This window comes from Pseudorhodobacter aquimaris, assembly GCF_001202025.1.
GTDB classification, from domain to species: domain Bacteria; phylum Pseudomonadota; class Alphaproteobacteria; order Rhodobacterales; family Rhodobacteraceae; genus Pseudorhodobacter; species Pseudorhodobacter aquimaris.
In genome coordinates this window covers 95,081-109,486 of record NZ_LGHS01000041.1, presented here as the reverse complement: position 1 = coordinate 109,486, position 14,406 = coordinate 95,081, and the positions used below count along the sequence as shown (strand labels likewise).

At 59.8% G+C, this 14,406-nt stretch carries 12 protein-coding genes; 6 read left to right on the top strand and 6 right to left on the bottom strand.

Annotation, left to right across the window (positions count from 1 at the left end; genetic code table 11):
- The first annotated feature begins 1 nt into the window (after position 1).
- Genes AKU94_RS05795 through AKU94_RS05775 form a run of 5 tightly spaced genes read left to right on the top strand, consistent with a single transcriptional unit; the run spans position 2 to position 5,883 of the window.
- Positions 2-904 (top strand): ABC transporter permease, encoded by a 903-nt coding sequence (locus AKU94_RS05795; RefSeq protein ID WP_050526361.1) that lies wholly within the window; start codon positions 2-4, stop codon positions 902-904.
- A 3-nt stretch (positions 905-907) separates the two neighbouring features.
- Complete coding sequence (locus AKU94_RS05790; protein WP_050526360.1) at positions 908-1,921, top strand: ABC transporter ATP-binding protein; 1,014 nt, start codon at positions 908-910, stop codon at positions 1,919-1,921.
- Positions 1,918-2,907, top strand: coding sequence for an ABC transporter ATP-binding protein (locus AKU94_RS05785; protein ID WP_050526359.1), 990 nt, complete (start codon positions 1,918-1,920; stop codon positions 2,905-2,907). The genes AKU94_RS05790 and AKU94_RS05785 overlap by 4 nt, the downstream gene beginning before the upstream one ends.
- Positions 2,908-2,925: 18 nt before the next feature.
- Positions 2,926-4,491 carry a gamma-glutamyltransferase family protein gene (locus AKU94_RS05780; protein WP_050526358.1) on the top strand — a complete coding sequence of 522 codons (1,566 nt, stop codon included), beginning with the start codon at positions 2,926-2,928 and terminating at the stop codon, positions 4,489-4,491.
- Positions 4,492-4,494: 3 nt separating this feature from the next.
- Positions 4,495-5,883: a M20 family metallopeptidase gene (locus AKU94_RS05775; RefSeq protein WP_050526357.1), complete on the top strand. Its 1,389-nt coding sequence runs from the start codon at positions 4,495-4,497 to the stop codon at positions 5,881-5,883.
- Between the two features lie 101 nt (positions 5,884-5,984).
- On the opposite strand, the gene AKU94_RS05770 is transcribed toward AKU94_RS05775, so the two are convergent.
- The 5 genes from AKU94_RS05770 to AKU94_RS19960 form a co-directional block, all read right to left on the bottom strand.
- Positions 5,985-8,162, bottom strand: a complete 2,178-nt coding sequence (locus tag AKU94_RS05770) for a TRAP transporter permease (RefSeq protein ID WP_050526356.1) — start codon at positions 8,160-8,162, stop codon at positions 5,985-5,987.
- A gap of 105 nt (positions 8,163-8,267) precedes the next feature.
- Entirely contained in the window at positions 8,268-9,245 is a 978-nt protein-coding gene (locus AKU94_RS05765) for a TAXI family TRAP transporter solute-binding subunit (protein ID WP_050526355.1), read from the bottom strand.
- Between the two features lie 215 nt (positions 9,246-9,460).
- Positions 9,461-10,810: a sigma-54-dependent transcriptional regulator gene (locus AKU94_RS05760; protein WP_050526354.1), complete on the bottom strand. Its 1,350-nt coding sequence runs from the start codon at positions 10,808-10,810 to the stop codon at positions 9,461-9,463.
- Complete coding sequence (locus AKU94_RS19965; RefSeq protein WP_198144847.1) at positions 10,810-11,817, bottom strand: sensor histidine kinase; 1,008 nt, start codon at positions 11,815-11,817, stop codon at positions 10,810-10,812. The genes AKU94_RS05760 and AKU94_RS19965 overlap by 1 nt, the downstream gene beginning before the upstream one ends.
- Before the next feature lie 8 nt (positions 11,818-11,825).
- Complete coding sequence (locus AKU94_RS19960; protein ID WP_198144846.1) at positions 11,826-12,638, bottom strand: cache domain-containing protein; 813 nt, start codon at positions 12,636-12,638, stop codon at positions 11,826-11,828.
- Positions 12,639-12,868: 230 nt separating this feature from the next.
- On the opposite strand from AKU94_RS19960, the gene AKU94_RS05750 reads away from it, so the two are divergent.
- Complete coding sequence (locus AKU94_RS05750) at positions 12,869-13,903, top strand: DUF2235 domain-containing protein (RefSeq protein WP_232295692.1); 1,035 nt, start codon at positions 12,869-12,871, stop codon at positions 13,901-13,903.
- Here the strand turns inward: AKU94_RS05750 and AKU94_RS05745 are convergent.
- Positions 13,900-14,382, bottom strand: a complete 483-nt coding sequence (locus tag AKU94_RS05745; protein WP_408633670.1) for a PaaI family thioesterase — start codon at positions 14,380-14,382, stop codon at positions 13,900-13,902. The two genes, AKU94_RS05750 and AKU94_RS05745, sit on opposite strands and share 4 nt — an antisense overlap.
- Positions 14,383-14,406 lie beyond the last annotated feature (24 nt).

Sequence of the window (14,406 nt, the reverse complement as noted above, 5' to 3'; positions counted from 1 at the left end):
TATGGCACTTCAACCCACAATCGATCCGCTTCTCGAAGAAATCAGCGGCCCGACACCGCGCCAGATCCTGCGCAAGCGGGTGCGGGGGCATATGGGATTGCTCTTCGGGCTGGGTGTTGTCCTGCTCTTGGTGGTGGTTGCGATCCTTGCGCCGGTGTTGGCACCGCATGACCCCTATCTGCAAGACCTCGGCAACCGGATGGTCAAGCCCATCTTTATGGGCGGCACATGGGAGCATCCCTTGGGGACCGACCATCTGGGGCGCGACTACCTTTCGCGTTTGATCTATGGCGCGCGGGTCTCGCTGTTAATCGGCGGTGTTGCGGCCTTGATCTCTGGCGTGATCGGAACGGCAATGGGCGTTGCGGCCGGCTTTTTCGGCGGCAAGGTTGATGCGGTAGTCACCTTTCTGATCAATGTGCGCCTTGCGATGCCGGTGGTGCTGGTGGCCTTGGCTGTTGTTGCAATTATGGGCGGCTCTTTGCAGGTGGTGATCGGGGTTCTGGGCCTGTTGCTCTGGGACCGCTTTGCCGTGGTCATGCGCGCCTCGACCCTGCAGGTCAGACAGCGTGAATATGTCTCTGCCGCGCAGGCCATCGGGGCCTCGACGCCGCGGGTGATCCTGTCGGAAATCATGCCCAATATCGTGAACAACCTGATCGTGATCGTCACCTTGGAAATGGCCCATGCGATCTTGCTGGAGGCGGCGCTGTCCTTCCTCGGGCTGGGGGTACAGCCGCCGACACCAAGCTGGGGCCTTATGGTCAGCGAGGGCAAGAACATGATGCTGTTCGAGCCGTGGCTGGTCCTGATCCCGGGTGTTGTGCTGTTTGTACTGGTGCTTGCGATCAACCTTATGGGTGACGGGCTGCGTGATGTGACTGCCCCCGAAAGCCGGAGCTAACTTATGAGCCAACTTCAAGAGAACGCAAAACCCCTGCTGAGCGTGCGTGGGCTGACGCTGGATATCCCATTGGCAAGCGGTACGCTTCATGCCGTGCGGGGGATCGACTTTGACCTGCACAAGGGGGAGACCCTCTGCATCGTCGGGGAATCCGGTTCGGGCAAGTCGCTGACATCGCTTGCAATCATGGGGCTGCTGGAGAAAAACATCCGCCGCAGTGCCCAAACGCTGGATTTCGACGGGGTTGATCTGATCGGGGCCTCCAAACGCCAGATGCGCACCCTGCGCGGCAATCGCATCGCCATGATTTTTCAAGAGCCGATGACCTCGCTCAACCCCGCCTATACCATTGGTGACCAGCTGGTTGAGGCCCTGCGCCTGCACCGCAAGGTCAGCAATGAAGAGGCCCGTGCGCGGGCAGTAGAGCTGTTGGAAAAGGTCGGCATTACCGCGGCCGCAAGCCGCTTGGGCCAATATCCCCACCAACTGTCGGGGGGCTTGCGCCAGCGTGTCGTGATCGCCATGGCCCTGATGTGTGAGCCGGAGCTGATAATCGCGGATGAGCCGACAACCGCGCTGGATGTGACCATTCAGGCGCAGATCCTCAGCTTGCTCGTCGATCTGACCAAAGAGATGGATGTGGCGATGATCCTGATCACCCATGATCTGGGCGTTGTTGCGCGGGTCGCGGATAAGGTTGGCGTCATGTATGCGGGCGCATTGGTTGAAACCGGCCCCGCCAGCGAGGTTTTCGGCGCGCCGATGCACCCTTATACCCGCGGCTTGCTGCACTGTATTCCCCAGCCGGGCAAAACCAAACGGGGGGAGAAGCTGGGAACGATCCCGGGCATCGTGCCCTCATTGATCGGCGAAGTGCAGGGCTGCGCCTTCCGCACCCGCTGTCCGCATGTTGTTGAGGCCTGCCGCGGCGAAATTCCCGAACGCGGCACCCCCCCGCATGAGTTTTTATGTGTTCACGCAGATGGCGCCCGCGCTGCCGAAGGAGAACCCGCATGAGCGCACCTGTCCTCGAGTTAAAAAATGTCGCCAAAACATACCGTGTAAAACAGGGGCTGTTTGGCAAACCGAAACCGTTGAAAGCGGTCAATGATGTGTCGTTGAAGCTGGGTCGCGGCGAGGTCTTGGGTCTTGTCGGTGAATCCGGTTGCGGCAAGTCGACACTGGCTAAAATCCTTTTGGGATTGGAGGCGCCCACAGAGGGTCAGGTTCTGGTCGACGGCGATGCGATCGGCGGGCAGGATCGGCTTGCGCTTGCCAAACGTATCCAGCCGATCTTTCAGGATCCCTATTCATCCCTTAATCCGCGCAAGACAATCTCCGATATTGTGTCGTTGCCGTTGCGTGTTCACGGGGTTGGTGATGCCGAAAGCCGCGCCAAAGCCGTGCGCGAAACGCTTGAACTGGTGGGCCTGCCTGCGCGGGTTTTGAACACCTATCCAAGTCAGATGTCGGGCGGTCAGCGGCAACGTGTTGCCATCGCGCGCGCGCTGATCATGCGCCCCGAAATCGTGATCTGCGATGAGCCGACATCGGCGCTGGATGTCTCCGTGCAAAGCCAGATCCTGAACCTTCTCAATGATTTGCGCGATGACTTTGGGTTGACGTATCTGTTCATTAGCCATGACCTTGCGGTGATCGAACATCTGGCAACACGTGTCGCGGTGATGTATCTGGGCCGTATCGTCGAAGAGGCGGATGTCGAGGAGCTCTTTGCCACCCCGCGCCACCCCTATACGCGGGCCTTGCTGAACTCTGTGCTGACGCCGGACCCGTCGCAGGGTGTGCCTGATACCCAGCTAGGCGCGGCCTATCCCAATCCGATCTCGCCGCCGTCGGGCTGTCATTTTCACCCGCGTTGCCCCTTTGCGCAGGCGGAATGCAAGGCCAAGGCGCCGCGTCCGATACCCACCGCCAGCGGGCATGTGGAATGTCATCTGCATGATCCCGAAAGCACAATGTACCGCGAAAATCTCTCTGTCTAAACCACAAGGAATACCTCCATGGCCTCCAGCCTGTCGCGCACGATGCAAACCCGCAAGACTGTCATCAAAATCAAGGGCGGGGTGGTGGCCTCACAGCACCGTCTGGCGGCAGAGGCCGGTGCCGCGGTTCTGAGGGCAGGGGGGGATGCGGTTGATGCGGCGGTTGCGACCTCTTTTGTGATCGGCGTGCTGGAGCCATGGATGAGCGGCCCTGCGGGCGGGGGCGCGATGATGCTCTGGCGCGCAGGTGAGGGAGAGGCGATTGCGCTGAACTACGGGATGCGGTCGCCCAAAGGGCTGCGCGTTGCGGATTTCCCGCTCTCGGGTGAAGGTGTCGCGGGGGACTTGTTCCCATGGGAAAAGGTCGTGGGCGATGTGAACGTTCAAGGTGCCAAGGCGATTGCGGTGCCCGGCGTGGTTGACGGGCTTGGTCAGGCCCATGCCCGTTTCGGGCGGATGCCTTGGGCGGAATTGCTTGCCCCAGCGGTTGCCCATGCGCGCGAAGGGCTGCTTGTCGATTGGTATGCCGCATTGATCATCGCCTCCGCGACCCGTGCCTTGGCGCAGGACAAGGATGCGGCGGCGCTTTTCCTTGAGGACGGGCAATGGCCGACGATTTCGGGCTGGACTGCGCTGGCCGAAAAGCGGCTGGATCAAAGCCGGATGGCCGATAGCCTTGATACCATCGCACGCGACGGTGCGCGCGCGCTTTATGATGGCGATCTGGGGGCCAGCATGGCGCAGGATGTGCAGGACAAGGGCGGTTATCTGACCCATGACGATCTGCGCGCCTACCGTGCCGAGATGCAGGCCCCGCTGCGGGTGTCCTACCGCGATGCGGTTTTCAATGTCATGGGCGGGCTGACGGCCGGTCCGACCTTTGCCCATGCGATGTCGGAACTGGCAGGGCGGGATCTGGGCGACAAACCTGCGGCTTTTGCGGCCTATGCGGATGCTTTGAGGGATGCCTATGCCGCGCGACTTGGCAAGATGGGCGATGACGGCGAAAGCCCCGAGGCCCCCGGCTGTACCACACATTTCTCGGTCGTCGACAGTGCGGGCAATATGGTCTCGCAAACGCAAACCCTGTTGTCGATCTTTGGTAGCCGCGTGGTCTCGCCCTCGACCGGATTGCTGATGAACAACGGGATCATGTGGTTCGATCCGGTTCAGGGGCGGCCGAACTCTTTGGGGCCGGACAAGCGCTGTTTGATGAACGTCTGCCCCATTCTGGGAGAGGCGGGCGGCAAACGCATTGCCTTCGGGGCCTCGGGCGGGCGCAAGATCGTCTCGGCCATGACCCAGATGGCCTCATTCGTGGCGGATTTCGGCATGGATGTAGAGGCGGCCTTTCACCATCCGCGCATCGATGTATCGGGCGGGACCAAGGTCGTTGCCGATGAGGACCATACCCCCGAGGTGCTGGTCGCATTGCGCAAGACCCATGAGGTTGTCACCGCACCGCGCACGGTCTTCCCCTATGCCTTTGCCTGCCCTGCCGGGGTTATGCGCGAGGGGGATCTGAATTCCGGCTGCACCGAGATCATGTCGCCATGGGGTGACGCAGCCCTTGAAGAGGAGTGAGCCATGAGCCGCCAAACTGCAATTGATACCGTGACAAGTTATTTCGACAAGGGCGCCTTTCAAAACGATCTGGCCGCGCTTGTGGCCTATCCGACCGAAAGCCAGAACCCGGAGGCCGCGCCCGAGCTGATGCGCTATCTGGAGGAGGTGGTGCAGCCGCGGCTGACCGCGCTTGGCGTGACGACCGAGATCATCGCCAATCCCGACCCGCGCGGCGGCCCGCTTTTGATCGGAGAGCGGCGCGAAGGCGATGATCGGCCCACGGTTCTAACCTATGGCCACGGCGATGTGATCCGCGCACAAGAGGGGATGTGGCGCGAAGGCCTTGCGCCCTTTGATCTGGTGGAGGAAGGCGACCGGCTTTACGGGCGCGGCACCGCCGACAACAAGGGCCAGCATCTGATTAATATCGCAGCGCTTGAGGCGGTTCTGGCCGCGCGCGGCAAGCTTGGCTTCAACCTGCGCGTTATTATCGAGATGAGCGAAGAGGTCGGCTCCAGCGGGCTTGCGGATGTCTTTCACAGCTATAAGGACCGGTTGACGGCCGATGTGCTGATTGCCTCGGATGGGCCGCGCCTCCAGCCGGAGGTGCCGACCGTATTCATGGGATCGCGGGGCGGGGTCAGTTTCGACCTTGTGCTGACCCTGCGCGAAGGGGCGCATCATTCGGGGAACTGGGGGGGCTTGCTGGCTGATCCGGCGACGATCATGGCCCATGCTTTGGCGACAATCGTTGACCGGCGGGGTCAGATCCAGATCGCCGAATGGCGCCCCGACAGCCTGACCGATGATATCCGCGCGGCCCTGCATGGTTTGCCGGTTGCGGGCGGCGAGGGGCCGAGCGTGGATGTCGATTGGGGGGAGGAAAGCCTGACCCCCGCCGAACGCGTCTATGGCTGGAACAGCTTTGCGGTTCTGGCGATGACCAGCGGCGTGCCTGAGGCGCCGGTGAATGCGATCTCTGATACGGCACGCGCAACCTGCCAATTGCGCTATGTCGTGGGCACTGAGCCAGAAGATATCCTTCCGGCCCTGCGCCGTCATCTGGATGCGCATGGATTCGAGGCGATTGAGATCCGCCCACATGACCGCGGTTTCTTTGCCGCGACGCGGCTGGACCCAAAGCACCCTTGGGTGCGCTTTGTAACCTCATCCATTGAGGAGACCGCCGGTCAGCCACCGCATGTCTTGCCCAACCTCGCAGGGTCGCTTCCCAATGACAGTTTCGTCGATATTCTGGGCCTGCCGACGGTCTGGGTGCCGCATTCCTATCGTGGGTGTTCCCAACATGCGCCGAATGAGCATGTGCTTAAATCGCTTAGCCGTGACGCGTTGCGGGTGATGGCGGGTCTCTTTTGGGACATTGGTGAGGGCGGGACGCCAAAAGCCTAGGCATGAGGTCAGCAATGCCCCGGCTTGGGTAAGGGAAAACCTGTTACTTTCGCCGCGCCCCTGTTTATAAGGGCGCGGCGTTTTTTGTTTAAGGATGCGTATCAGTCCAATCCTCGGGCCATGGTCTTGGGTGTCACAAACTTCTTTTGCAATGCCCAGACAAAAATTGCCGCTGCAAGCCCGATCCCATCGGTGATCCAGCCGCCCTCGATCATACCCATCGCGGCCGCCAACAACACGATCCGCAAGATGGTGGACAGCTTGCCAAAATACCAACCCTGAACCGTGCTCGACAACAAGAAGATGCCAAAGCCTGCGGAAATCACCACATGGGCAATCTCGCCGCCGGTGCCTTGCATCAGCAAAGCCGGCGAGGTGAAAAACATGAAGGGCACGACAAAGGCCGCCAGCCCCATCTTGAAGCTTTCGACGGATGTCTTCATCGGGTCGGATTGCGAGATGGCAGCCCCTGCATAGGCGGCAAGTGCGACCGGCGGGGTGATCGCCGACATCACGGCAAAGTAGAAGATGAAGAAATGGGCGGTCAGCGGCTCAATCCCCATCTGGATCAACCCGGGCGCGATCACCGAGGCCGCCACCGCATAGGCCGCCGTGGTGGGCATGCCCATCCCCAGAATGATCGACACGATCATTGCAAAGAACAATGCAACCACCTGATTTTGATCGGCCAGCCCCAGCAAGAGCGAGGAAAACCGCGTACCGATCCCTGTCAGGGCAATGACGCCCACGATGATCCCTGCGGCGGCACAAACGGCGACCAGTTGCAGGCTCATCTTGGTTGCGATCTCAAAAGCATAAAGGATAGAGCGCGTGCCCATCTTATAGGGCGTCAACCAGCTGACAACCGCCGCCGAGGCCATGGCAAGCGTACCTGCGCGAATAACTGAATAGTTCAGGAACAGCGCCGTGATCAGGATGATGATCGGCAAGAACAGATAGACCTGCTTTGCCAGTTTCTTGAACTGCGGCAACTCTTCGCGCGGCAGGCCCTTCATCCCGAATTTCTGGGCATAGATATCGACGTTGAAGAACACGCTGGCGAAATACAATAGCGCCGGGATGATCGCGGCAATGACGATTTCGGAATAGGGGATGCCGGTGATTTCCGACATGATAAAGGCACCGGCCCCCATGATCGGTGGCAAGATTTGCCCGCCCGAGGATGCAGCCGCCTCAACCGCCGCGGCGGTTTGGGGTTTGTAGCCCACACGTTTCATCAAGGGGATGGTCAGTGACCCTGTCGCCACCACATTGCCCGCCGAAGTGCCGTTGATCATGCCCATCAGGCCCGATCCGAACACCGCCACCTTGGCCGGCCCGCCACGCTGCCCGCCCGCTGCAGCAAAGGCGAAGTTCACGAAATACTCCCCCACGCGCGAGGCTTGCAAGAAGGCGGCAAAGACCACGAAGAGGATGATATAGGTCGAGGAAATCGCCGTCGTTGGCCCCAAAATCCCTTGGTCGGTATAGATATAGGTGAAAAACCGCGACATCGAATAGCCACGGTGCTGCAAGATGCCGGGCAACCACGGGCCGACAAAACTGTAGATAATGAACACAGCGGCGATCAGCACCAGCGCAAGCCCCGCAAGGCGGCGTGTGGCCTCTAGGATCAGGATAACACCGGCGAGCGCTGCCAGCATATCGGCGTCCTTGGCAAGCCCCGTACCCGCACGCAGCCGCAGCAATGGCGCGTGATAGATGATGTAAAGTGCGACCGCCACCGCGGCCAGCGCAAGAAACACATCGGCCAGGTCGATGCGGCTACGATCACGCCCCGGCACGACCCAGCCCATGACCATCAGCCAGATGCTGCCCGCGACCAGCGGATAGCCAAAGGACCAGACCCCGTCGGTTTTGCCCGAAGCCTGGCTGATACCCGCATCGCTGAGATAAAAGGAAATCACTGTCAGAAGGGCCAGCGTAACCGCAACAGCCCCCGGTGCCAGCAGCATGATATAGCTGCGTTGTGCCATCCGCTGTTGCGGGGCTTGGGTGTCGGCATTGAACATGCCCGAGGAAAACAGCGTAAAGGCAAGCGCCAGCCCCCCGCCGACATGGATAAGCCGGTAGACCCACGGCTCCAATGGGTAAAGGTTCATCACCCCCACATGGAACATCGTGTAAAGCACGCAAAGACCGGCAATCACCAGATGTGTGGTTCCTATCGGAATGCGCTGGTTGCCTGTATAGATTTCGGCGTCAACGCCGTCGGCAATCAGAGCCGGACCGGCGTCATCCTTTTCGGTGGCGGTCATCTTTTTCCTCCCCGGGGAACTATGGTTGAAACGGGTAACTGCGGCCGGGCCAAAAGGCGCCGCAAAGGCAGCGGGTCCAGGCAAATGCCCGGACCCTGTTTTCGCCTACTTCAGATTGTCAGGAACGGTTTCACCCTTTTCCTCAAGGTATTTCACCGCGCCGGGATGGAAGGTCATGAAGCTGTTCGTGTTCCAGTTTTCCAGCAAGGTTTCCTTGGCCGCAGAGTGGATTTGCACCATGCGTTCGGGATTGTCCAAGGCCAACTTGGTGATCTCATAAGCCAGGCTGTCGGGCATATCCTTATGGGCGATCGCATAATTCCACAGCGCGACCGTCGTCTGGTCATAGTCATGACCTGAATAGGTGCCCGCTTTGATGGTCAAAGGCGACATAGCGGGAAAAGCTTCAAGGATCTTTGGCATCTCAGCATCATTAAAGCCGAACATGACCACATCTTGCTGTGCTGCCAGTTCCGCAAAAGCCGAGATCGGAATCCCCGCAGCAAAAGCAAAGGCGTCGATTAAACCATCGCTCAACTGCCCGCCTGCATCCGATGCGCCTGCGTTGGAAATGGTCGCCTCTACGCCAAGCGCCTCAAGAAACAGCGGCCAATAGGTGCCTGCGGTGCCACCAGCGGGACCGGCCGAGACACGTTTGCCCGCCAGATCGGAAACGCTGGTGATACCGCTGGATTTCAGCGCGACCACCTGAAACGGGGTTTGATACATCGGGAACAGCGCACGGACGGATTTATGCTCCAGACCCGGGGCCAGCTCGGATTTACCGTTCCAGGCATCATAGGCCGGACCCATGGTCACAAGCCCCATCAGATGGTCGCCGGTTTCCACCAGGGTAACGTTCTGGACCGGGCCGCCGGTGACCTCACCTGTTGCAGCAAGACCAAGCGTTTCATTCAGGTAAGAGGCAAAACCGTTGCCATAGACGAAATAGGTGCCGCCCTGGCTGGCCGTACCGATGGTCATGGAGTTCGGCCAACCGGTCTTGTCGACCTCTTGTGCCTGAACGCCGGAAAAGGCAAATGATGCCACCACGGCCAAGGCCGTCAGTTTTGTGAAACTCATGATTTCCTCCCAAGGAATATATGTCTGACGCGACAATCACGGCTGAAGGGCAGCCAGTGATAAACGCATGGGGTATTAGGGCAGAGGGCAGGGCGCTGTTTCAACCATTGACACATTAACATGACAAAGAAAAACCGGCTATTGAAAGGATTTGTGTGGAAACCGTAACATCTTTGGGCTGGGATGTGTGAAAATCCGCCCAATTTGGTGCAGGTCTAGCCTTCGGTCGGCGGGCTGGCACTGAATTTCGCCTTGTCGATTCCGTATTTCTGCATCTTTTCCCACAGGGTTTTGCGCGACAACCCCAGTGTTTCATAGACAGGGCGCAGATGGCCCCGATGGGCGGCAAGGGCAGCCTCTATCTCTTGGCGTTCGAAATCGGCCACCTTATCGGATAGTTTCTCGGCACGGCGGGTCTGGTCATCGCTGTGATCAAACCCGAGGCCAAGCGCAAAGCGATCCGCAAGGTTGCGCAACTCCCGCACATTTCCCGGCCAGACGCGCGACGTAAGCGCAGAGATAAAGGCAGGCGGCACGATGGGCGGCTCTACGCGGTGGCGGGCCGCGGCCTCGGCCAGCAGTCGCATGAACAGCAGGGGGATATCCTCACGACGATCCGCAAGTGAAGGCACGCGCAAGGTCACCACATTCAGCCGGTAGAGCAGATCCGCGCGGAACCGCCCCGCAGCCACCTCTGCCTCCAATGCGACGCGGCTGGTGGTCATGAAACGCACGTCCAGCGCGTAATCTTCATTCGAGCCAAGCCGCGTGATCACCCGGCCTTCGATCGCACGCAGCAGCTTGCCTTGCACAGCCATCGGCATCGAGGCGATATCATCCAGCACAATCGTGCCGCCGCGCGCATGTTCAAAGCGGCCATAGCGCGGACGCATCGCACCGGGAAAGGCACCTGCCTCATGACCGAAAAGTTCGCTTTCGATCAGATCCGCAGGCAGGCTGGCACAATCGATGGTCACAAAAGGGCGCTGCGCGCGGGGCGACAGATCATGCAGCGCGCGGGCAGCCACCTCCTTGCCCGATCCGGTTTCGCCCACGATCAACACATCTGCTTCGGATGGTCCCAGCGTGCGCAGACGGCGACGCAGGTCAATCATTGCATTGGCCCGCCCGACCAACCGTGTTTCCAGATCGTCAACCTGCCCGGCGACGGCGCGCAGGGTCCGGTTCTCAATCACAAGCCTGCGGACATCCAGCGCGCGACTGATGATCTTTATCAACTGTTCGGTTGAAAAGGGCTTTTGCACGAAATCATGCGCCCCCTCATGCATGGCGCGTACCGCAAGTTGCACATCGCCGTGGCCGGTCATCAGGATCACAGGAATATCGCGGTCAATGGCGTGGATCCGGTTCATCAGGCTTAACCCGTCGATGCCTGCCATGCGGATATCAGTCAGAACGATACCGGGAAACCCATAGCTGACAAGCTCGGGCACGCGGTCGGCGAGGGCAAAGTCGCGTGTGTCAAAGCCTGCAAGATCCAGCGCCTGCACGACCGAGGCGCGCAGATCCGGCTCATCATCGACGATGAAGATGCGCCCCCACATCACGCAGCCTCCCCGGTTTCAACAGCACGCAATTCGATCACAAATACCGCCCCCCCGTCATCGGCGGTTTCTACCCGCAAGATGCCACCGAAATCCTTGATGATGTTATAGCTGATGGACAGGCCCAGACCCAGACCTTTCCCCACCCCCTTGGTGGAAAAGAACGGATCAAAGATGCGCTCTGTCAGCCCGGAGGGGACACCATCACCATGATCGCGGATGCACAGGTGCACGCCTGTGCCGACCCTTTGGGCAGTGACATGGATACGGCGGTCCTGTGCTGTTTCCGCGGCATCGGCGGCATTGGTCAGAAGGTTCACCAGCACCTGTTGCAACCGCACCGGCCCCGCCACCACCAGCGGCAGGTTATCGGCAAGCGCGACCTCCAGCGTCACCTCTGCACTTCGCAGCCGCAATTGTGCGATTTCGCTTGCGGCCTCGACCGCATCGGCAACCGAGACTTGCCCCAGCTTTTGTCCCGGCGCGCGCGCAAAACTGTGCAGACGTCTGGAGATAGAGGTCATTCTGTCAATCAGCGACAGGATTCGGTCCAGATTGCCGCGTGCTTCGTCCAGACGCCCCCGCGCGATCAGGACATTGGCATTGTCGGCATAGGTGCGCGCCGCCCCCAGCGGCTGGTTGAATTCATGGCTCAGTGCGGCCGACATCTGCCCCAAGGCCGCAAGCTTGGCGGCCTGCACCAGATCGGTTTGGGCCTGACGCAGGTTCTGCTCGACGATGCGCCGTTCAATCACCTCGGCGCCGAGCTGCTCGTTGACGAATGCAAGCTCGCTTGTCCGTTCCTTCACGCGCGCCTCCAGCTGATTGCGGGCGGCTTGTTGCAGGGTGATACGCTCTTGCAGCCGCGCGCGGTATTGCAACACCGCCGCCAGCGCCATCATCCCAAGCCCAAGCGCAAGCATCATCATCACCGCAACCAGCACGGCCTGCCGCTTGGCAGGGGCCGCATCCAGCATCACCCGAATGGTCCAATCCGCTTCGGCCATATACTGAGTCAGCGCAAGATAGCTTTGGCCGTCTGCACCGTCAAAAGGGTTTGCCCCGCCACCTCTTGCCCCGCCTTCAGCGGAAAACCCGAAAGCGGCACAGCCCCGTAACGACGGCTTTTGATCAACGCAAGTTGCTTGGCCCGTGTTAGCGGCGCAAAGGCGGTATAAAGCCATTCCGGGCGTGAGGAAAAGAAAATGATCCCGTCCGCATCTGTCACGATCAGCGCATCATCAGAACCGATCCAGTCTTGCTCCACCGCGTCGAGGTCGATCTTGACCACCAGCACCCCGGCAATGTCTCCTTGGGCCGTAACCGGCGCGCCAAAATAATAGCCCCGCTTGCCCGAGGTGGTCCCGAGCGCGAAATACCGCCCCAAGCCGCCCTTGATCGCCTCGGTGAAATAGTGGCGGAACCCGAAATCCCCCCCGACAAAAGAGATATCACTGTCAAAATTGGAGGCAGCGCGTGTTAGGCCGCCTTTATCCATGAAATAGATATCAGAGGCCCCCAAAAGCTGCTGGGTGGACTTCAGATAGGCATTCGTTCGCGCCACAAGCGCTTCATCCCTTGGGGATTGGGCGATGGATTTTATCAGGCTCTGACCAGCAAGAAATTGCGGCAAACGCTCAAACCGTTCCATTTTGCCGCGCAGCGATGTTGTCGCAAGCTGCAACGTATTGTCGCCCCGTCGGGCGGTCTCTTGCATGGCACCGCGCAGGGCAAACCCATAGGCCAGATACCCTGCCGCAAGGATGACAAGCGTGACCAAGGTGATAAATCCCGGCAAGGAGGGCCGCCTTGCGAAAGGTGATGTCATGTCGCCCGGCCTTTCTACTTGTTCCGTCAACTGCCATAATCGGCATGAAAGCGACCTGTCGCGCCCCTGTTTTACGTCGACCGGGGGCAGAAAATCCAGCAGATGTTGTTTATGGTGAGATATCCTTTACCAATCAGGATCTACGGTTAACCGATGATACTTTTATAAGGAAGGCCTACACTCTGTCACTTCTTACGCGCATACAGTCCTGGTTTCGATACGTCCGGCCCGTGATCTCAAGGGCGCAGGGGGCGCAGGCGGTTCGGGGGCGGGTTGACCATATCATTATTCTGGACGGCACGCTGTCCTCTTTGGATGCGGGATATGAGTCCAATGCAGGGTTGCTTTTCAAACTTTTGGCGGAAAAAGGCCTGGGGGCGGATCGCAGGCTTTATTATGAGCCGGGCGTGCAATGGGTGGAATGGGCGCATCTTGCCGATGTCGCGCGCGGGCGGGGGATCAACCGGCAAATCCGGCGTGCCTACGGGGTTTTGGCAAGCCATTACCGGCCTGGGGACCGTGTCTATCTTTTGGGTTATTCGCGGGGGGCCTATGCTGTGCGATCGCTGGCGGGGGTAATTGATCAGGTTGGCCTGCTGCGGCGCGAGCATGCCACCCAGCGCAACGTACGGCAGGCCTATCGGCATTATCAAAATGATCCCCGCAGCCCTGCTGCCAAGGCCTTTGCCCGCCAGTTTTGTCATGAGGCGGTGCCGATAGAGATGGTGGGGGTCTGGGATACGGTCAAAGCACTGGGGGTCCGCTTGCCGTTCTTGTGGACGCTGACCGAACAAGAGCACGCTTTTCATAATGATGCGCTTGGCCATTCCATCAAACACGGGTTTCATGCGCTGGCCCTTCATGAAACCCGGGTGGTGTTTACGCCGGTGCTATGGACATGTCCGCCCAATTGGACCGGTAATATCGAACAGATGTGGTTTCGCGGCAGCCATGCCGATATCGGTGGCCAGATCGGCAACCGGCCTGCGGCGCGCCCCTTGTCAAATATTCCTCTGGTCTGGATGCTGGAGCGGACAGAGGCCTGCGGCCTTGCGCTGCCCGATGGTTGGAAAGACCGCTTTCCGTGCGACGTCGACGCCCCATCGGTTGGCACTTGGCGCGGTTTCGGTGCGCTGTTTTTGCTGCGAAGGCGGCGGGTTGTCGGGGTCGATCCGACAGAGCGCATTCACCCCAGCGCCCTTGCACATAAATCGCGTTGGGGGCGGCGACCCAGGATTGCACCCGGCCATCTGCGTCAGCCTTAGCGATCAAGAATGATGCAGGTGGTGGTACCGCTGGCATAAAGCTTGCCATCCTCGGCACCTTTGACTGTTGCATGTGCCGTCGCGGTGCTGCGCCCGGAATGGTCAAGCACCCCTTCGGCGATCACTTTCATCCCAAGGGGCAGCGCCCTTGTAATATTCACCTTATATTCCAACGTCGTATACCATTTTCCCTTTGGCACCGATGTCATCACAGCACAGCCGAACGCACTGTCAAGCAAAGTGCCATACCAGCCGCCATGAACGGCGCCGACCGGGTTGGTATGTTCAAATTCTGGGATGGCATGAAATGTGACGCGCCCAGGGGCTACGCTTGTCAGCTGCGCATTCATCAAGGTCGCGATAGCCGCATGGGGCAGGCGCCCTTCGAGGGTGGCTTGTAAAAACTCCAACCCCGACATCGAAAAGAGTGTCTCACGGTTTGGAATATCAGCCAGCGATTTCGGTGTGAAAAGGGTCACGGCATCTGTCCTGCTATTACGCCC

What these genes read in the sequence shown, in the direction of transcription:
- AKU94_RS05790 (WP_050526360.1), top strand. Translation starts at nt 908, where the DNA reads ATGAGCCAACTTCAAGAGAACGCAAAACCCCTGCTGAGCGTGCGTGGG.
- AKU94_RS05795 (WP_050526361.1), top strand. Translation starts at nt 2, where the DNA reads ATGGCACTTCAACCCACAATCGATCCGCTTCTCGAAGAAATCAGCGGC.
- AKU94_RS05765 (WP_050526355.1), bottom strand. Translation starts at nt 9,245, where the DNA reads ATGAGTTTCACAAAACTGACGGCCTTGGCCGTGGTGGCATCATTTGCC.
- AKU94_RS05785 (WP_050526359.1), top strand. Translation starts at nt 1,918, where the DNA reads ATGAGCGCACCTGTCCTCGAGTTAAAAAATGTCGCCAAAACATACCGT.
- AKU94_RS05760 (WP_050526354.1), bottom strand. Translation starts at nt 10,810, where the DNA reads ATGTGGGGGCGCATCTTCATCGTCGATGATGAGCCGGATCTGCGCGCC.
- AKU94_RS19965 (WP_198144847.1), bottom strand. Translation starts at nt 11,817, where the DNA reads ATGGCCGAAGCGGATTGGACCATTCGGGTGATGCTGGATGCGGCCCCT.
- AKU94_RS05775 (WP_050526357.1), top strand. Translation starts at nt 4,495, where the DNA reads ATGAGCCGCCAAACTGCAATTGATACCGTGACAAGTTATTTCGACAAG.
- AKU94_RS05780 (WP_050526358.1), top strand. Translation starts at nt 2,926, where the DNA reads ATGGCCTCCAGCCTGTCGCGCACGATGCAAACCCGCAAGACTGTCATC.
- AKU94_RS05770 (WP_050526356.1), bottom strand. Translation starts at nt 8,162, where the DNA reads ATGACCGCCACCGAAAAGGATGACGCCGGTCCGGCTCTGATTGCCGAC.
- AKU94_RS19960 (WP_198144846.1), bottom strand. Translation starts at nt 12,638, where the DNA reads ATGACATCACCTTTCGCAAGGCGGCCCTCCTTGCCGGGATTTATCACC.